The sequence below is a fragment of the Chitinophaga cymbidii genome, assembly GCF_007992715.1.
GTDB lineage: Bacteria > Bacteroidota > Bacteroidia > Chitinophagales > Chitinophagaceae > Chitinophaga > Chitinophaga cymbidii.
In genome coordinates this window covers 12,011-29,491 of record NZ_BKAU01000002.1, presented here as the reverse complement: position 1 = coordinate 29,491, position 17,481 = coordinate 12,011, and the positions used below count along the sequence as shown (strand labels likewise).

Here is a 17,481-nt window from a genome sequence, read left to right as displayed (position 1 = left end):
TTTCCACGTTTTAGCGTAAAGTATCCCGGATAAAGGGATAATACGCTAATCATCCTTATATTACAACCAAGACTGATTGAACATTGGAAGCCACTTCCGCAAGCAAGAATTCATGCAGAAACGCTGGACAGTAAAAAAATATCAACCAAGAGAAGAACAACAGCTGCAGGCAGCTTTGCGCATTCATCCCTTACTATGCAGACTACTGGTACAAAGAGGCATCAGGAAATTCGATGAAGCCAAACAATTTTTCCGTCCTACACTGGATGATCTTCATGATCCATGGCTCATGAAAGACATGGACCTGGCCATTTCCCGCATTGAGCTCGCCTTCTTCCGGCAGGAAAAAATCCTTGTTTACGGGGACTATGACGTGGACGGCACCACTGCCGTAGCCACAGTCTACAGCTTCCTGCAGACCATATATAATAACATCGAATTTTACGTGCCGCACCGCTACCGCGAAGGATACGGCGTATCGCTGCAAGGGATTGAGTATGCGCATGAGAACGAGTTCAGCCTGATCGTGGCGCTGGACTGCGGCATCAAATCCGTGGAGCATATCGCGTACGCCAAATCCCTCGGCATCGATTTTATCATATGTGACCACCACCTGCCGGATGCCATTCTTCCGGAGGCGGTGGCGATCCTGAACCCCAAGCAGGAGGACTGCCCCTATCCCTACAAAGAACTGAGCGGCTGCGGCATCGGCTTCAAGCTGATCTGCGCCCTGGCGCAGAAAAAAGGCATCCCGATGGAGGAGGTTTACCAGTACCTCGACCTGGTGGCGACCAGCATTGCGGCGGATATTGTGCCGATGACCGGCGAAAACCGCGTGATGGCCTACCATGGCATCAAGCAGGTGAATGATACGCCCAGCTCCGGCATCAAAGCGCTCATCGACCTGAGCAACCTGAAGGAAAAGCTCACCACCTCCAACCTGGTATTCGTGATCGCGCCGCGCGTGAATGCGGCCGGCAGGATGGACGACGCCCGCAAAGCCGTCAACCTCTTCATCGAAAAAGATGTGGAAAAGGCCCGCGCCTTCGCGGAAATGCTGCACGCTGATAATTTCGACCGCAAAGAGATCGATATGACCATCACCCAGGAAGCGGTGGCGATCATCCAGAACGATGTGGCGCAGCTGGAACGGAAATCCACCGTGCTTTTTCAGCCGCACTGGCATAAAGGTGTAGTGGGGATCGTAGCGTCGCGGCTGATCGATAAATATTATTACCGGCCTACGGTGATCCTGACGCAAAGCAATGACAAGGTTGCAGGGTCCGCCCGCTCCGTTTCCGGGTTCAATGTCTATGAAGCGATCCACCAGTGCAAGGAGCTCCTGGAAAACTACGGCGGCCACTTCTACGCCGCCGGCATGACGCTCCTGCCCGAAAATGTTTCCGCCTTCCAGGAAAAATTTGAAGCCGTTGTGGCTGCGACCATCCACCCGGACATGCTGATCCCCGAGATCGTGATCGACACGGAAATATTCCTTTCAGATATCACACCCGCTTTTTATAATATCATCCGGCAATTCGAGCCCCTCGGCCCCGAGAACCTCAAGCCGGTCTTCCTCGCCCGCAACGTTATAGACACCGGCTTTTCGAAGATCGTGAAAGAAGAACATCTCAAGCTGTCCGTCAAACAAAAAGGCAGCGGCTCGTTTTCAGGGATCGGCTTTTTTATGGCCGATAAATTCCCGATCGTGGAGAGCAAGCGGCCTTTCGACATCGTATTTACGATCGAGGAAAATGAATGGAACGGAAATATATCGTTGCAACTGAAAGTAATTGATGTCAGGGCTTCCGCGTAAAAAGGCAACTTCTCAAAGTTTTTGTGCCTTGAGCCAGGTGAACAACGCAGGATCGGAATAAGCCTTCGTCCATGCATTATGCCCGCCAGTAGGGTTTTCCGTGTATTTCACCAATGTACCCCCGCAATCCCGGATGGCGTTCACCATGTTCCGCGACTCCCGCACATTCACTGTCGGATCGTCCGCATTGTGAAAAGCCCATACCGGCTTCGTTTTCAGCACACAGGCTTTTGACGGCGTTCCGCCGCCGCAGATGGGTACCACCGCCGCAAATTTCTCCGGTGCGGAAAGCGCCCAGGCCCACGCGCCGTACCCACCCATGCTCAATCCCGTCAGGTAAACACGCGAAGAATCTACGTTATACTTCTCCAGTATTTCATTGTACAATATCGTGAGGCTCGGCACATCCCACCAGGAATCGGTCTTGCATTGCGGAGAGATCAGCACAAAAGGGAAATCCGGATCTTTGGCGGCGATCCCCGCCAGTCCGGCGTTCTTCACCTTGTTCAGGTCATTTCCGCGCTCGCCGATGCCATGCAGGAAAATGATCACCGGCCATTTTGCAGCCTTTTTCTGATTGTAGCTGGCTGGTATTTGCAGCACATAATCGGTCACGCCTTTGGGATGACCGACCTCCTGGAAAGTGACGCCCGTAGTACGGGAAACAAAGTTGGTGGTGTCCACCGGCGGAGCGGTTTCTTTATCCGTATCGTTTTGTTTGGAGCAGGATGCCGCGGTGATAACAGCCAGCAACATCGTTGTAAGAATGGTTAAGCGCATGAGAAAGATATGGTTTTTCAATTGCTGCGCTAAGAACAACTTCCATACCAAAAAAATAAGCTGGTAGCGTTGAAACCCGCTACCAGCTTACGATTAATTATAATCCTTGTAAAATCTGTATATATTATTCCTTCCCTAACAACTCAACACTGCGGTTAACGAATGCGGTAAGGTCCGCTCCCGTCAGCAGGTTCTGGGACAGCAGAGCCAGGTCCGCGAGATTGCGTACCAGCTTTTGCTGCTTGTCCGCGTTCGCTTCCTGCAGAATATTCAGATAAATAGGATGATTGGCGTTTACGGTCATCGTGATCTCGTCCGGCATGTTGGCGTACCAGCTCGCCGCGGAACCGCCCATGGCCGCCATGTCTTTCATTCGGCGCATGAACTCGGAGCGGGTGACGATCACCGGCTGCTCCTGCGCGTTCAATCCTTTCAGCTCCACTTTGATATTCGGCTGCTGCAATTGCGCGCCGAACAGCTCTTTCAGCTTGCCTTCCTGTTCTTCGCTCAACACGCTCTGGGCCTGGGCATCGGCATTGATGAGATTATCTGCGATGTCCGCATCCACGCGGGTGAACTGCACGTTCTCCCATTTCGCTTCCATCTGGTTGATGAAAGCCGCGTCCACCATCGTGTCCAGCTTCACTACGGTGTATCCTTTTGCCTTCGCTGCCTGCACGTAGCTGTCCTGCTGCACCGGGTTGGTCACATACAGGATCACGAGCTTGTTCTCTTTGTTGGTTTGCAGCGGTGCGGTGGCCGTGCGGTATTCTTCCAGCGTGTAGAACTTGTCGCCCGATACTTCGGAGAAAACGTGGAATTTGTTGGCTTTGTCCAGGAACTTGTCGTCCGTCATCATGCCATATTTCACGAACAGGCCGGTATGCTCCCATTTCTCTTCGAAGGCCTTGCGGTCGTTCCGGAACATTTCGTCCAGCTTGTCCGCCACCTTTTTTGTGATGTGGGCATTGATCTTTTTCACGTTCGGATCGCCCTGCAGGTAGCTGCGGCTAACGTTCAGCGGGATGTCCGGCGAATCGATCACACCATGCAGCAGCATCAGGAATTCCGGGACGATGTCTTTCACTTCGTCCGTTACGTACACCTGGTTGCTGTACAGGTTGATCTTGTCTTTCTGTATTTCGTATGACTTCGTGATCTTGGGGAAATAGAGGATGCCGGTCAGGTTGAAGGGATAGTCCACATTCAGGTGTATCCAGAACAGCGGCGGTTCCGCGAAAGGATACAGCTCTTTATAAAAATTCTGATAATCTTCCGCGCTCAGCTCGCTGGGCTTTTTCACCCAGGCCGGCGTGGTATTGTTGATCTGTTTGTCTTCAAAGCGGATCGGCACGGGCAGGAAGCGGCAGAATTTTTCGAGGATGGTGCGGATGCGGTGCTCATCGAGGAATTCTTCGCTTTCTTCATTGATGTGCAGCACGATGTCCGTGCCCCTTTCTGCTTTTTCCGTTTCTTCCAGCTGGTATTCCGGGCTGCCATCGCATTCCCATCTTACGGCCTTTGCCTCCGGGCGCCAGGAGCGGGTGAATATTTCCACCTGGCTGCTGACCATGAAGGAGGAATAGAACCCCAGCCCGAAATGCCCGATGATATTGGCGCCATCGCCCTGGCCTTTGTATTTCTTTACGAATTCCTCAGCGCCCGAGAAGGCCACCTGGTTGATGTATTTATCCACTTCCTCGGCCGTCATGCCCACGCCGCGGTCGGAAATGGTGATGGTTTTCTTTTCCTTGTCCAGCGTAACCGTCACATCGATATTCCCGATATCGCCTTTGACCTCCCCTACGCTGGCGAGGGTTTTGAGCTTCTGCGTGGCGTCCACGGCATTGCTCACCAGCTCACGCAGGAAAATGTCGTGATCGGAATACAGGAATTTCTTGATAATGGGGAAGATATTTTCGGTTTGGACACGTATGGCACCTTTCTGCATAGTATATCAGTTTTTTTAGAACGGGTGATCCCTTTCAAAGGGTATGCCACGGGGAGGTATGCTGACAAGATGACGGCATGACCGAGCAGAAAAATTTATTTAAATATGTAAATAGATAATAACCAATATTTACATCTGCTTGCCCATCATCCCCAAAAATCTGCATAAATTTGCTGAAATTCCCGCCAGTAAAGCGGTAGAATCAAAAAATACCCCTATCTTTGCACTCCAAATTTTATTCTAAATTAAATCACAAACAAGGGAAATTTATGTCAAACTACGAATTGATGGTGATTTTTACCCCTGTGCTTTCTGAGGAAGACTACAAAGCTGCCCAGAAAAAATTCGTTGACCTTGTGAAAGACAATGGCGGCGAAGTTACGCACGAAAATCCCTGGGGTCTGAAATCACTGGCGTACCCTATCCAGAAGAAAACCACGGGCATGTACCTGGTACTGGAATACAGTGCGCCATCCGACTTCAATGAGAAGCTGAAGATCCAGCTCAACCGCGATGAAAATGTATTGCGTTACATGTTTACCAAACTGGACAAGCACGCGGTAGCGTACAATGTCAGGAAGAAAGGTAACTACGATGCTGAACCTAAACCTGTAGAAGCTTAAAGTTATGGCAGTTAAACAAGAGATCAAGTACTTAACCGCGGTTAAGCAAGAGAAGCGCCAGAAAAAATACTGCCGCTTCAAGAAATTGGGTATCAAGTATGTAGATTACAAGGATGCCGAGTTTCTGAAAAAATTCCTGAACGATCAGGGCAAGATGCTGCCTCGCCGTATCACCGGCAACTCGCTGAAATTCCAGCGCAAGGTAGCCGAGGCTATTAAAAAAGCCCGTCAAATGGCTTTATTGCCTTATGTTACTGACCTTTTAAAGTAAGAAACAATGCAAGTAATCTTAATACAAGACGTAGACAATCTGGGCCAGAAGAATGAACTGGTAAACGTGAAGAACGGTTACGCCAGGAACTTCCTGATCCCTCAAAAGTTTGCCGTTGAAGCGAGCAATTCCAACATGAAGCAGCTGAACGAGCGCCTGAAAGTTGCGAAAGTGAAGGAAGAGAAAATGTTGGCCGAGATCGCGCAGGTGGTAGAAGTGCTCAAAGCTTCTCCTGTGAAGATCGGTGCCAAAACCGGCACTTCCGGCAAGATCTTCGGTAGTGTTACCGGCGTACAGATCGCCCGTGCTATCAAAGAACAAAAAGGATATGAGATCGACCGCCGTCGCATCCATATTCTCGGTGACGTAAAAGAACTGGGTTCTTACAAAGCCCGCCTCGATTTTGGCAAAGGCAATGACGCCGAGCTGGAATTTGAAGTGGTGGCAGAGTAATCAGCCTGCTGATATTACCGAAGGGTTGTTTCGAAAGGAACAACCCTTTTTTTATGCCTGCCGCCGAATATTGATGCGCTGAAACGGCTTGCAAACAAACCCGCCCGCGCCTTCCCTGACAGCGGAACCAAACGACACGCCGCGCCTTCCACAGCAACGAAATGTGTGAAGCAATTGATGCCTTGTGCTTTCCTTAGCGGGAAACATCTGGACCCACAACCATCTTAAAAAAAGGGAAAAATAGCGCCGGAGCCCCGGCGCTGTTACATTATTCATAACGCAAAGCAACGATCGGGTCCAGTTTGGACGCCTTGATCGCCGGATATATACCAGAAACAAGGCCGACGGCGGCGCAGGATAAAATACCAACAGTGATCCACACCCAGGGTATCACAAAGCTCGATCCCAGCAACAACGACATCAGGTTACCGACCATCATCCCCAGGAAAGTGCCCAACACTCCCCCAAGCACACTGATAATGATCGCTTCAAATACAAACTGCTGCCGGATGGTGGGCGCTGTAGCGCCAAGCGCCTTGTTCACCCCAATCTCGCGGGTACGCTCGGCCACAGATACCAGCATGATGTTCATCAACCCGATAGCGGAGCCAAAGAGCGTGATCAGCCCTATCAGCGCGGCGGCCAGCGTGATCGTGCCGAGGCTTTTGAAAAGCATCTCGGCCACACTGTCGCTGCGGCTCATGTAGAAATTATTTTCTTCATCCGTGGTCATCTTCCGGATGATGCGGAACGTGCCGGTCGCTTCCCCGATGGCCGCTTCTATCATCGAAATATCATCCACATTCACGTTTACCTGGTAGCTGGCATTGGGACGGTTGAACACGCGGCGGGTGTTGGCTACGGTTGTTACCACCACATTGTCCGCGCTGAAGAGGTTACTGCTGCCTTTCGTTTTAAGTATCCCGATGACCCGGTACCGCACGTTCCCCACCCGCACATTGGAGTTGAGCGCATTTTCCGGCCGTTCTCCAAAGATCTTTTTCACCACATCGTTCCCGAGTATCGCCACGTTACGCCCCGATTCCAGGTCCGCCTGGTTAAAATTGCGGCCCATGGACAGTTCGTAGTTCGAAAGTTTAAGATAGTTGTCATCTCCGCCGATCACCTGCACGGTGGGGTTGGTCTTGGCATCGCCGTGGTAGACCGTCATACCGCCGCCGGCGCGGAACTGCACGCCCACCGTAGCGGGGAAGTTGTAGCGTTCCTTGAATTTCATCGCTTCGTCAAAAGTGATGACGGCGTTGCGGTTGGAGCTGCGTACGCGCATTTTGCGGTTGGAGCCGCGGGTAGCTTTGCCCGGCCCGCCGATGCGGATGTTCAGTTCACGGTTGCGGATGGAAAAGCCGTTGGCGCCCATGCTGGCAAAGCTGTCGTAGATCTTGCTCTTCATGGTGTCTATAGCAGTGAGGATACCCACCAGCGCCATGATGCCGAAGGCAATAATGGAAATGGTCAGCCCCGCGCGTAAGCGGTTGGCGCTGATGGAGCGCATAGCGAGGGAAAAGGTATCTCTTAATTGCATAACTACGGTTACAGTAAAGTTAATGTAATTCCGCTTTCAAAAAACAGGGGATGGGATGAACGGGGGTGCAAAAATATTCAGAAACAGGCGGCTTTCCGGGCAGGTGGATGAAGCAAGTATCACCGGCAAACCGATCTGGTGGCCGCCAAAAAAAATCCCGGCTACAGCACGTAACCGGGAATATCTTCATACAAATTAATGCGATCAAAGGAATTGCAGCACCAGGTTCGGGAACACCCCCAGCAGGATGATCACTGCCGCGCCGATCACGAGCACGCTGCGGAAGCCAGCCGTGATGGGCAATGTTTCCGCATCGCCGGTTTTGAAATACATGGCGATGATCACCCGGAAATAGTAATAGGCGCTGATAGCGGCGCACAATACAGCCAGTATCACCAGCCACAGCAGCTGTCCCTGCTGGACGGCCGCGGTGAGCACGAAATACTTCGCGAAAAACCCGGCGGTCAGCGGTATGCCGGCGAGGGAAAGCAGGAAGATGGTATTCACCAGCGCCAGCAGCGGTTGCCGGCGGGCGAGGCCGTTATAGCCGTCGAATGTATAATCCTTCATTTTCAGGAGGATGGCGAAAATGCCGATGGTAGCCACGCTATAGGCGATGGAATACAGAATGATGCCCTGGGTAGCGGTTTCGTTCGAAGAAACGATCGTGAACAGCATGAAACCCGCCTGCGCGATACTGGAATAGGCCAGCATTCTTTTCACGCTCTGCTGGAACACGGCGGTGAAATTGCCGATCAGCAGCGTGGCCGCGGTGATCAGCGCAATGATCAGCTGCCAGTGATGCTCCAGTCCGCCGCCGGTGAAGCTCACCTGGAAGAGGCGCAGGAAAGCAATGAACCCGGCAGCCTTTACCACCGTAGCCATAAAGGCGGTGAATACGGTAGGCGAGCCGTCGTACACGTCCGGTGTCCAGAAGTGGAAAGGCACGGCGGATACTTTGAAAGCCAGCGCAAAGCCCAGCAGGATGATGCCGCACAATGCCAGCGGGGAAAGGTCCCCGGTGCCGAGGCCCATTTCGTAGATGTTGAAAGAACCGGTGGCGCCATAGATCAGCGCGATGCCCATCAGCAGGATGCCGGTGGTGAAGGAACCCATCAGGAAATATTTCAGGGAGGCTTCGTTGCTTTTCAGGTTCTTTTTATCAGCGCCGGCCAGGATGTATTGCGGAATGGAAATGATCTCGATGGCAAGGAACAGCATCAGCAGGTTGCTGAAAGATGCGGTGAGCGTGATCCCCGCGAGGATAAAAAACACCAGCGCAAAATAATCCGCCACATCGTCCCCTACTTTTTCAAACGAGCTGCCGCACAGCACGAAGTACAGGAATGTGGAGCCGATGGCTACTGCGTTGAACAGCACGGAGAGGCGGCTCACTTCGATCATGCCGTGCAGGATAGTGCTGCTGCCGCCGGCCAGTTGCCCGTCGTACCAGTTGGCGATGAAGGCAATGATGGTGCCGGCGATGGCGAAATATTTGATTTGCTGTTTGTTCTTTACGAACAGCCCCACAAACATCAGTACAATCCCAAATACAGCAGTAGAAATTAATGCGTTCATATCTTAGCGTTACAGAATCTCTATTTTAAATTATTTCACCCATGCGGCGGCATTCACCATCGCCGTTGTGCTGTCCACCAGCTCCAATAACGGTTTCGGATATACGCCCAAAACAAAAATGATCACGATCACCACGCTGATAGCCAGCAGCTCTCCTGTTTTCAGGTCGGCCGTGGTGGAGGTCAGCGCATTGGCTTCGCCGAAGATCACTTTCTGCAGCATGTTCAGCATGTACACGGCGGCCAGGATGATGGCTACAGCGGCGATGGCGGCGAACCAGGCATTGTACTGGAACAGTCCGCTAAACATGAGGAACTCCCCGATGAAGCCGTTGGTCAGCGGCAGCGCGATATTGGCGAGGCTAACGATCACGAGGGCGATGGCGAGTTTCGGCGCATGGGTGGCAATGCCGCCCATTTCCTGCATATTCTTAATGTTCAGCCTGTTCTGTATCACTTCCACGATCATCCACAAACCGATAATATTAATACCGTGGTTGAACATCTGCACCTGTACCCCCTGCATGCTCTGCTCGTTGTTCGCAAAGATGGCGGCGCTCATCAGGCCGATGTGCGCGATGGAGGAATAAGCGATCAGGCGTTTCAGGTCGGTCTGCACAATAGCGATGCAGGAAGCGTAGATGATGCCGATGACGCTTAAAACGATCGCGGCTTCCTGCCATATGTAAACGCCCTGCGGCAGTACGGGCAGCAGCCAGCGGATGACGCCGAACAGGCCCATCTTCACCATGATGCCGCTCAGCACCATTGTAACGGGCGTGGGCGACTGCTCATAGGTGTCCGGTTGCCAGGTATGGAAAGGAAACACGGGCATCTTGATGGCGAAGGCCACGAAGAACAGCCAGAAGAGCCAGGATTGCTCCGTGGAACCGGGCTGCAAAGCCGTGAAGGCGGTCCAGCTGAAGGAATGCTCCGGTGTTTGGGTGTAGATATAAATAATACCGGTGAGCATCAGCAGTGAACCGGCGAAGGTGTATACAAAGAATTTGAAAGTAACGGGGATGGCCCTTTCTCCGCCCCACATGGAGCAAAGGAAGTATACGGGTATCAGCGCCAGTTCCCAGAATACGTAGAACAGCAGCGCGTCATAAGCGGTGAACACACCGATCAGCCCGGCCTGCGACAACAGCAGGAGGCCGTAAAAAGCACCGGGACGGTCGTACTCCCTGCCGTACACGGTGATGAAGATCAGCGGAAAAGAAACGGCGGTGAGCAGGCATAACATGGCGCCCATTCCATCCAATCCTACATTAAATTGACTGCCCAGCTGGGGAATCCATTCAGCAACGAACTGCAATGTTTCCGGTGCCGTAGCTGCCTGCTGCCAGGCAATTACCGCGATCACCAGCGTGGCAAAAGACGACAACAGGCTCAGCGCTTTCGCTCCGGCGCCTTTCAGCCCGAACGTGATCAGGCCCGTTATCAGGGGAATCAATATGAGTAATACTGTCAACATATCTTTATCTTAATCCGCTATCGATTATAAAAACAAACTGATCACAAACAACACGATCATTCCGATGACCATGGCAAAGATGTAAAAGCCTACCTGTCCGTTCTGCAACAGCCGGATGCGGCCGCCGCCCCATTTCACGCCCCTGCCTACGCCGTTCACCAGCGCGTCGATGCCTGACCGTTCAATGCCGTCGCGGAAGAAGCGGCTGAGCACCAGCAAAGGTTTTACAATGATGGCATCGTACAGCTCGTCCACATACCATTTGTTTTCCAGCACTTTCGCGATGCCGGTGTTTTCCGCGCCGGTATCTTCATACCTGCTGAATTTGCCGCGGGCGATGAAGATCATCACGATCACCAGCACGGTGCTCAGGCCCATCAGTCCCCATTCCAGCGTATGGTCCAGGTGGTGCGGGTGCTCGGACACGAGTACAGGTGAAAGGTATTCATGCAGCAGGTGCGGTGCGCCGAAAACTTCGGGCAGGCCCACATAACCGCCGATCACGGACAATACGGCCAGGATGATCAGGGGCAGCGTGATGGCTGCGGGACTTTCGTGCAGGTGGTGTTCCTGCTCGTGTGTGCCACGGAACTTACCGCTGAAAGTGATGTAGTATAAACGGAACATATAGAAGGCGGTCATCAGCGCGCCGATCAGGGCCAGCGCATAGATCACCTTGTTATAGCCGAAAGCGTTCGCGAGTATTTCGTCTTTCGAGAAGAAACCGGAAAGACCGGGTATGCCTGCAATGGCAAGGCATCCGATCAGGAAAGTGATGTTGGTAACGGGCATCCATTTTTTGAGGCCGCCCATTTTACGGATGTCCTGCTCGCCGCCCATGGCATGTATCACGGAGCCGGAGCCGAGGAACAGCAAGGCTTTGAAGAAGGCGTGCGTCATCACATGGAACACGGCGGCGGTGTAAGCGCCGGTGCCGAGTGCGAGGAACATATAGCCGAGCTGGCTCACGGTGGAGTAGGCCAGCACTTTTTTAATATCGTTTTGTTTCAGTGCGATGGAAGCCGCCAGCAAAGCGGTGACCACACCTACGATGGCGATGATGGCCTGGATGTAGGGGGCGAGGGAATAGAGCACGTTGCTGCGGGCTACCATATAGATACCGGCGGTAACCATGGTAGCGGCGTGGATGAGGGCGGATACCGGGGTGGGACCGGCCATCGCGTCCGGCAGCCAGGTGTACAGCGGCACCTGCGCGGACTTACCCATGGCGCCTACGAAGAGCAGCATGGCAATAGCGAACAGGATGATGCTGCCTTCGCCGAGTGCGGGTACTTTTTCAAATACTTCAGAGAAAGTAACGGAACCGAATTGCTGGATCATCAGGAAGATGCCGAGCAGGAAACCGAGGTCGCCGATGCGGTTCATGATGAACGCCTTGTTAGCGGCCTTGTTGAAGTTGATGTTCCTGAACCAGAAGCCGATCAGCAGGTAAGAGCAGAGCCCTACGCCTTCCCACCCGATGAACATCATCACATAGTTGGCGCCCAGTACCAGGATGAGCATGGAGAACACGAACAGGTTGAGGTATGCGAAGTAACGGGCGAAGCCTTCGTTACTTTCCTCGTGCATGTAGGAAGTAGAGTAAATGTGAATGAGGGAGCCTACGCCGGTGATGATCAGCAGGAACAGGGCGCTCAGCTGGTCTACCTGGAAGGCGAAGGGAATGTGGAGCGAGCCCACATTGATAAAATCGAACAGTGTTACTACCTGCGGGGTGAAACCCGGTTGCCGTACTTCAAAGAAGATAAGGAGGCTGATCACAAAAGCCGCCAGCACACTACCGCTGCCTACAACGCCTGTCAGTGATTTGGGCAAATATTTTCGGCCCAGTCCATTGATCAGGAATCCTAATAATGGTAAGAACGGAACCAGCCATACAAGATGTATCATCGATCTATACTATTTTTTAAATCCTTAGTTTTTCAGCCTGCTGAGAATATTGATATCCACCGAATGGGTGTTGCGGTACATCATCACGATGATGGCGAGCCCTACAGACACTTCCGCCGCGGCCACGACCATTACAAAGAACACGAAGAGCTGCGCGGCGTCCGCATCGATCCGGCCGGCATCCACCCACATTTTGGAAAAGGCTACCAGCAGAAGGTTCACAGCATTCAGCATCAGCTCTATGCACATGAAGATGATGATCGCGTTCCTGCGCATCAACACGCCCATGACGCCTATGCAGAAAAGGGCGATACTCAAGAAAATGTAATATTGAACCGGCATGAAAATGATTTTATTTTTTACCAATGACAACCGCACCTACCATGGCACTGAGGAACAGCACGCTGCTCAGCTCGAACGGCACTACATAACTGGTGAACAATGTTTTACCCAGGTTGGCGATCAGCCCGATGTCCGTAGCGGAGCCGGCCTGTACAGCGGGCAGGCTTGCTTCGCGCAGGGCGCCTACCAGTACCAGCAACAGCGCGCCGCCGCTGATAGCGCCGGCATATTTCAGCCAGTTGCGTTTCTGCGGCTCAATGTCCGCATTCAGGTTCATCATCATCAGCACGAACAGGAACAGCACCATGATAGCGCCGGTGTATACGATGAGGTGTACCACAAACAGGAATTGCGCATTCAGCATGATGTAATGCCCGGCGATGGCCACAAAGCAGATGATCATGTTCAATACGCTGTTGACGGGATTCTTGCTCAGGATCACGCCCAGTGCGGAAGCAATGGCGATCGCCGAAAGCAGGATGAAGATCATTAGTTCAGTACTCATTGTTCCCATTGCTGTCTATTGTTCTTTCTTGTTTACAGTTACCGGATGCTTGGGATCAGGGATCAGCAGATCATCTTTTCCATAAATGAATCCTTTACGCTGGTAATTGGCCGGGGCAAAGGTTTCCGTCATATAGATCGCCTGTTTCGGGCAGGCTTCTTCACAGAAACCACAGAAAATGCAGCGCAGCATGTTGATCTCGTAACGCGCGGCGTACTTCTCTTCGCGGTACAGGTGCTCCTCTCCTTCCTTGCGTTCCGCCGCTTCCATCGTAATGGCTTCGGCTGGACAAGCCACGGCGCACAGTCCGCAGGCGGTGCAGCGCTCGCGTCCTTCCTCATCCCGGTTCAGCACGTGCAGGCCGCGGAACACCGGGCTGAAGGGGCGTGTTTCTTCCGGGTAATTGACCGTTGCCTTCTTTGAGAATATATGCGAAAGGGTGATGCCCATGCCTTTTGCAATGGCGGGCAGGTACAGCTTCTCCCAGAATGTCATGGGCCTCCTGTCTACCTGCTGCGCCCTGTTCGTTAATGTCTGCATATATAAATAAGTTTCGTTCGTTTTACAATCAGCCCTGGCGGTACAATACCACTGCTCCGGTGATGAGCATGTTCAGCAATGCCAGGGGTATCAATACTTTCCATCCGAGCTTCATCAGCTGGTCGTAACGGAAACGCGGCAGCGTCCACCGTACCCACATGAAGAAGAAGATGAAAGCGAATGTTTTCAGGAATAATGCACAGATGCCGAGGATGGTCACCAGGTTGGGACTAAGCCCCAGGCTGTCCATATACGGGAAGCTGTACCCGCCGAAATACAGCGTGGCCATCAGCGCGGAGCTGATGAACATGTTGATGTATTCCGCGAAGAGGTAGAAGCCGAGCTTCATGGAAGAGTATTCCAGGTGGTAACCGCCGTTCAGCTCGTTCTCCGCTTCGGGAAGGTCGAACGGGGTACGGTTACATTCCGCGAAGGCGCAGATCAGGAAGATGAGGAATCCTATCGGCTGCAATACCACGTACCACAGTCCCTCCCGCTGCTGCTCCACGATGTCTTTCAGGCTAAGTGAGCCGCTCAGCATGAACAGCGCGATGAGGGAAAGTCCCATCGGCAGTTCGTAAGATATCACCTGTGATGCACCGCGGCAGGCGGCCATCAGCGAGAATTTGTTGTTGGAAGCCCATCCGCCGATCATGATGCCGTACACGCCCATGCCTACAACGGCCATGATCCACAGTACGCCGATGTTCACGTCCGCGATCTGGAGGCTGATGTCTTTACCGCCGATGTTCAGCACATCGCCCCAGGGGATCACGGCGCTGGTGAGGCAGGCTGTGAGCATGGCCATGGAAGGGCCGAGCACGAAGAGGAATTTGTTGGCCGTGGCGGGGATGATCTCTTCCTTGAAGAAGAGCTTGCCGCCGTCCGCCAGCGGTTGCAGCAGGCCGAAGGGGCCTGCGCGGTTGGGACCGCGGCGGTCCTGGATCCAGGCGGCCACTTTACGCTCGCCCCAGGTGGAATACATCGCGATGACCAGTGAAACGGCCAGCACCGCTGATATGAGCAGTATCTTTTCGATTACAAAAAACCAGTCTATTGCTAATAAGTGTACGTTCATATCTCGCGTTATTGAGCACCATTGTTTTTAGGAAAGTCATTCGAATGCGCCGGGCCGTCTATCTTGCTGAGATCTACGGCAGGCATGTTCACCTCGCTCACGCTGTGGATGTCCATCAGCAGCTTGGGCGCGCGGCCGTCCATCACACGGGCGATGGTTTCCTGCGGTTTGCGTGTGCCTACGTAATGGCCTTGTGAGATCACGCTGTGGCGGGAAACCTTGCGCGGCCCTTCTATCACCCAGTCTTTCGCATCTTTTCTTTCAAAGCGGCAGGTATCGCAGATAAATTCTTCCACTTCGCCGTATTTGTCTTTCCGGGCGGTTACGCGGAAGATCTCGTCGCCACGCATCCAGAGCACGGCTTTGCCGGAACATTTATCGCAAGTGCAATGCGCGTCTACGGGCTTGAGGAACCATACGCGGTTCTTGAAGCGCGCGGTGCGGTCTGTGAGGGCACCAACGGGACAAACATCGATCACGTTGCCGATGAAATCATTGTCCAGCGAGTTTTTGATATACGTGCTGATCTCGGAAGCGTCGCCGCGGCCGAGTATGCCGTGCTCGCGTTTGTTGGTGAGCTGGTCTGCCGTGAACACGCAGCGGTAGCAAAGGATGCAGCGCGTCATGTGCAGCTTGATGTGATCGCCTATATCGATTTTGTCGAAAGTCCTTCTTTTGAATTCGTAGCGGGTGGAGGATACGCCGTGCTCATAGCTGAGATCCTGCAGGTCGCATTCACCGGCCTGGTCGCACACGGGACAATCCAGCGGGTGATTGAGCAGCAGGAATTCCACCACGCCTTTGCGGGCGTCCAGCACTTCGGGAGAGGTGATGTTGGCCACTTCCATGCCGTCCATCACCGTGGTGCGGCAGCTGGCAACCAGCTTGGGCATGGGCCGGGGGTCGGCATCGGAGCCTTTGCTGACTTTCACGAGGCAGGTACGGCATTTACCGCCGCTGCCCTGCAGCTTGGAATAGTAGCACATTGCGGGCGGCACCACATCGCCACCGATCATGCGGGCAGCGTTCAGGATCGTAGTGCCCGGCTCCACCTCTACGGGGATATTATCGATCGTAACCTTGAATAATTTCTTTTCTTCCGCCATTGTTCTAAAACTTTGCATTCCTCCGGAAAAGCCTGTCCGGGCCTGTCCGGGTGAAAATTATTTTATTAAACAGCAGCAGCTGGAGCTGCTACCGGCAAGGGATCTGCGTAATGTGCAAGCCCGAAGTTGCGTTTCACAGCTTCTTCCGGGTGGCGCACGTGCCATTCGAACTCATCACGGAAGTGACGGATGGCAGCGGCCACGGGCCATGCGGCTGCGTCGCCGAGCGGACAAATAGTATTCCCTTCGATCCTGCGCTGGATGTCCCACAGCAGGTCGATGTCGCTTTCCTTGCCTTTGCCGTTCTCTATGTTGAGCAATACTTTTTTCATCCATCCGGTACCTTCGCGGCAGGGGCTGCACTGGCCGCAGCTTTCGTGATGGTAGAAGCGGGCGAGTGACATGGTGTGGCGCACCACGCACTGATCTTCGTCCAGCACAATAAAGCCGCCGGAGCCCATCATGGAGCCGGTGGCGAATCCGCCGTCGTTCAGGCTTTCGTACGTCATCATGCGCTGTTCGCCTTTGGCTGTTTTCAGCAGCAGGTTGGCGGGCAGGATGGGTACGGAAGAACCGCCTGGGATGCATGCCTTCAGGCGTTTGCCGTTCGGGATGCCGCCGCAGTATTCGTCGGAATAAATAAATTCTTCTACGGAGATGCTCATGTCTATCTCATATACGCCGGGCTTGTTGAGGTTGCCGCAGGCGGAGATGAGCTTGGTGCCGGTGGATTTCCCGGTGCCGTATTTGGCGTATTCATCGCCGCCGATGTTGATGATCGGCACTACGGCGGCCAGTGTTTCCACGTTGTTCACCACGGTGGGGCATTGCCACAGCCCCTTTACAGCGGGGAACGGCGGCTTGATGCGCGGGTTGCCGCGCTTGCCTTCCAGTGATTCGATCAATGCTGTTTCCTCGCCGCAGATGTACGCGCCGGCGCCGCGCTGCACGTAGATATCAAGATCAAAGCCGGTGCCCTGGATGTTTTTACCCAGCCAGCCGTTCTTGTGCGCTTCAGCGATCGCTTCTTCGAGGATATCGGGAATCCAGGCGTATTCGCCGCGGATGTAGATGTAGGTACGGTTTGCGCCGAGCGCGAAGCTGGAGATCAGCAAGCCTTCGATGAGCAGGTGCGGAATGAACTCCATCAGGTAGCGGTCCTTGAAAGTACCGGGTTCTGATTCGTCCGCGTTACAAACGAGGTAGCGGGGCACTCCTTCGGGTTTTGCCAGGAAGCTCCATTTCAGGCCGGTGGGAAATCCCGCGCCACCACGGCCACGCAGGCCGCTTTTCTTCACTTCTTCCGTCACCAGGTCAGGGCTCATGCTTTTCAGGGCCTTTTCAGCAGCGGCATAACCGCCGTTCTTCCGGTATACGTCGTAATACCGGATGCCTTCTATATGCGCCTTGTCTAACAGTAATTTACGTCCCATTGTCTCGCTTTATATATCATGCTCCTTTGCGGGAGCGGTATAGTTTTTTCAGCTTTTGTTGCTTTGGCCGGCCGC

General features: G+C 53.4%; 16 protein-coding genes. 4 read left to right on the top strand and 12 right to left on the bottom strand.

The window, feature by feature from the left end:
• The first annotated feature begins 76 nt into the window (after positions 1-76).
• Entirely contained in the window at positions 77-1,816 is a 1,740-nt protein-coding gene (gene recJ / locus CCY01nite_RS11165; protein WP_246129910.1) for a single-stranded-DNA-specific exonuclease RecJ, read from the top strand.
• 12 nt (positions 1,817-1,828) lie between these two features.
• On the opposite strand, the gene CCY01nite_RS11160 is transcribed toward recJ, so the two are convergent.
• Both CCY01nite_RS11160 and htpG read right to left on the bottom strand, forming a co-directional pair.
• Positions 1,829-2,596 carry a carboxylesterase family protein gene (locus CCY01nite_RS11160; RefSeq protein ID WP_222614368.1) on the bottom strand — a complete coding sequence of 256 codons (768 nt, stop codon included), beginning with the start codon at positions 2,594-2,596 and terminating at the stop codon, positions 1,829-1,831.
• 124 nt (positions 2,597-2,720) lie between these two features.
• The gene (gene htpG, locus CCY01nite_RS11155) at positions 2,721-4,547 is read right to left on the bottom strand and encodes a molecular chaperone HtpG (RefSeq protein ID WP_146861096.1); all 1,827 of its coding nucleotides are present in this window, start codon (positions 4,545-4,547) and stop codon (positions 2,721-2,723) included.
• Positions 4,548-4,816: 269 nt separating this feature from the next.
• Here htpG and rpsF point away from each other — a divergent pair, with 269 nt between their 5' ends.
• The 3 genes from rpsF to rplI are packed head-to-tail and all read left to right on the top strand — an operon-like array spanning position 4,817 to position 5,894.
• Positions 4,817-5,170: a 30S ribosomal protein S6 gene (gene rpsF / locus CCY01nite_RS11150; RefSeq protein ID WP_146861094.1), complete on the top strand. Its 354-nt coding sequence runs from the start codon at positions 4,817-4,819 to the stop codon at positions 5,168-5,170.
• Between the two features lie 4 nt (positions 5,171-5,174).
• Positions 5,175-5,441 carry a 30S ribosomal protein S18 gene (gene rpsR / locus CCY01nite_RS11145; RefSeq protein ID WP_119078554.1) on the top strand — a complete coding sequence of 89 codons (267 nt, stop codon included), beginning with the start codon at positions 5,175-5,177 and terminating at the stop codon, positions 5,439-5,441.
• A 6-nt stretch (positions 5,442-5,447) separates the two neighbouring features.
• A complete protein-coding gene (rplI, locus tag CCY01nite_RS11140; RefSeq protein ID WP_146861092.1) occupies positions 5,448-5,894 on the top strand; it encodes a 50S ribosomal protein L9 in 447 nt (148 codons plus the stop codon).
• A gap of 268 nt (positions 5,895-6,162) precedes the next feature.
• On the opposite strand, the gene CCY01nite_RS11135 is transcribed toward rplI, so the two are convergent.
• The 10 genes from CCY01nite_RS11135 to nuoF all read right to left on the bottom strand — a co-directional run bounded on the left by CCY01nite_RS11135 (position 6,163) and on the right by nuoF (position 17,406).
• A complete protein-coding gene (locus CCY01nite_RS11135) occupies positions 6,163-7,437 on the bottom strand; it encodes an ABC transporter permease (protein ID WP_146861089.1) in 1,275 nt (424 codons plus the stop codon).
• A gap of 204 nt (positions 7,438-7,641) precedes the next feature.
• Positions 7,642-9,015, bottom strand: a complete 1,374-nt coding sequence (locus CCY01nite_RS11130; protein WP_146861087.1) for an NADH-quinone oxidoreductase subunit N — start codon at positions 9,013-9,015, stop codon at positions 7,642-7,644.
• A gap of 30 nt (positions 9,016-9,045) precedes the next feature.
• The gene (locus CCY01nite_RS11125) at positions 9,046-10,491 is read right to left on the bottom strand and encodes a complex I subunit 4 family protein (protein WP_146861084.1); all 1,446 of its coding nucleotides are present in this window, start codon (positions 10,489-10,491) and stop codon (positions 9,046-9,048) included.
• Positions 10,492-10,515: 24 nt separating this feature from the next.
• The gene (gene nuoL, locus CCY01nite_RS11120; protein WP_146861081.1) at positions 10,516-12,402 is read right to left on the bottom strand and encodes an NADH-quinone oxidoreductase subunit L; all 1,887 of its coding nucleotides are present in this window, start codon (positions 12,400-12,402) and stop codon (positions 10,516-10,518) included.
• Between the two features lie 24 nt (positions 12,403-12,426).
• Complete coding sequence (nuoK, locus tag CCY01nite_RS11115) at positions 12,427-12,744, bottom strand: NADH-quinone oxidoreductase subunit NuoK (protein ID WP_146861078.1); 318 nt, start codon at positions 12,742-12,744, stop codon at positions 12,427-12,429.
• 10 nt (positions 12,745-12,754) lie between these two features.
• A complete protein-coding gene (locus CCY01nite_RS11110; protein ID WP_146861076.1) occupies positions 12,755-13,249 on the bottom strand; it encodes an NADH-quinone oxidoreductase subunit J family protein in 495 nt (164 codons plus the stop codon).
• Positions 13,250-13,264: 15 nt separating this feature from the next.
• Positions 13,265-13,789, bottom strand: a complete 525-nt coding sequence (gene nuoI, locus CCY01nite_RS11105; protein ID WP_146861073.1) for an NADH-quinone oxidoreductase subunit NuoI — start codon at positions 13,787-13,789, stop codon at positions 13,265-13,267.
• Positions 13,790-13,817: 28 nt separating this feature from the next.
• Positions 13,818-14,867, bottom strand: coding sequence for an NADH-quinone oxidoreductase subunit NuoH (gene nuoH / locus CCY01nite_RS11100; protein WP_186831016.1), 1,050 nt, complete (start codon positions 14,865-14,867; stop codon positions 13,818-13,820).
• Between the two features lie 8 nt (positions 14,868-14,875).
• Positions 14,876-15,991, bottom strand: coding sequence for an NADH-quinone oxidoreductase subunit G (locus CCY01nite_RS11095; RefSeq protein WP_246129909.1), 1,116 nt, complete (start codon positions 15,989-15,991; stop codon positions 14,876-14,878).
• 47 nt (positions 15,992-16,038) lie between these two features.
• Positions 16,039-17,406, bottom strand: coding sequence for an NADH-quinone oxidoreductase subunit NuoF (gene nuoF, locus CCY01nite_RS11090; RefSeq protein WP_146861071.1), 1,368 nt, complete (start codon positions 17,404-17,406; stop codon positions 16,039-16,041).
• Between the last annotated feature and the right edge of the window lie 75 nt (positions 17,407-17,481).

What these genes read in the sequence shown, in the direction of transcription:
- CCY01nite_RS11160 (WP_222614368.1), bottom strand. Translation starts at nt 2,596, where the DNA reads ATGCGCTTAACCATTCTTACAACGATGTTGCTGGCTGTTATCACCGCG.
- htpG (WP_146861096.1), bottom strand. Translation starts at nt 4,547, where the DNA reads ATGCAGAAAGGTGCCATACGTGTCCAAACCGAAAATATCTTCCCCATT.
- rpsF (WP_146861094.1), top strand. Translation starts at nt 4,817, where the DNA reads ATGTCAAACTACGAATTGATGGTGATTTTTACCCCTGTGCTTTCTGAG.
- rpsR (WP_119078554.1), top strand. Translation starts at nt 5,175, where the DNA reads ATGGCAGTTAAACAAGAGATCAAGTACTTAACCGCGGTTAAGCAAGAG.
- rplI (WP_146861092.1), top strand. Translation starts at nt 5,448, where the DNA reads ATGCAAGTAATCTTAATACAAGACGTAGACAATCTGGGCCAGAAGAAT.
- CCY01nite_RS11135 (WP_146861089.1), bottom strand. Translation starts at nt 7,437, where the DNA reads ATGCAATTAAGAGATACCTTTTCCCTCGCTATGCGCTCCATCAGCGCC.
- CCY01nite_RS11130 (WP_146861087.1), bottom strand. Translation starts at nt 9,015, where the DNA reads ATGAACGCATTAATTTCTACTGCTGTATTTGGGATTGTACTGATGTTT.
- CCY01nite_RS11125 (WP_146861084.1), bottom strand. Translation starts at nt 10,491, where the DNA reads ATGTTGACAGTATTACTCATATTGATTCCCCTGATAACGGGCCTGATC.
- nuoL (WP_146861081.1), bottom strand. Translation starts at nt 12,402, where the DNA reads ATGATACATCTTGTATGGCTGGTTCCGTTCTTACCATTATTAGGATTC.
- nuoK (WP_146861078.1), bottom strand. Translation starts at nt 12,744, where the DNA reads ATGCCGGTTCAATATTACATTTTCTTGAGTATCGCCCTTTTCTGCATA.
- CCY01nite_RS11110 (WP_146861076.1), bottom strand. Translation starts at nt 13,249, where the DNA reads ATGAGTACTGAACTAATGATCTTCATCCTGCTTTCGGCGATCGCCATT.
- nuoI (WP_146861073.1), bottom strand. Translation starts at nt 13,789, where the DNA reads ATGCAGACATTAACGAACAGGGCGCAGCAGGTAGACAGGAGGCCCATG.
- nuoH (WP_186831016.1), bottom strand. Translation starts at nt 14,867, where the DNA reads ATGAACGTACACTTATTAGCAATAGACTGGTTTTTTGTAATCGAAAAG.
- CCY01nite_RS11095 (WP_246129909.1), bottom strand. Translation starts at nt 15,991, where the DNA reads ATGCAAAGTTTTAGAACAATGGCGGAAGAAAAGAAATTATTCAAGGTT.
- nuoF (WP_146861071.1), bottom strand. Translation starts at nt 17,406, where the DNA reads ATGGGACGTAAATTACTGTTAGACAAGGCGCATATAGAAGGCATCCGG.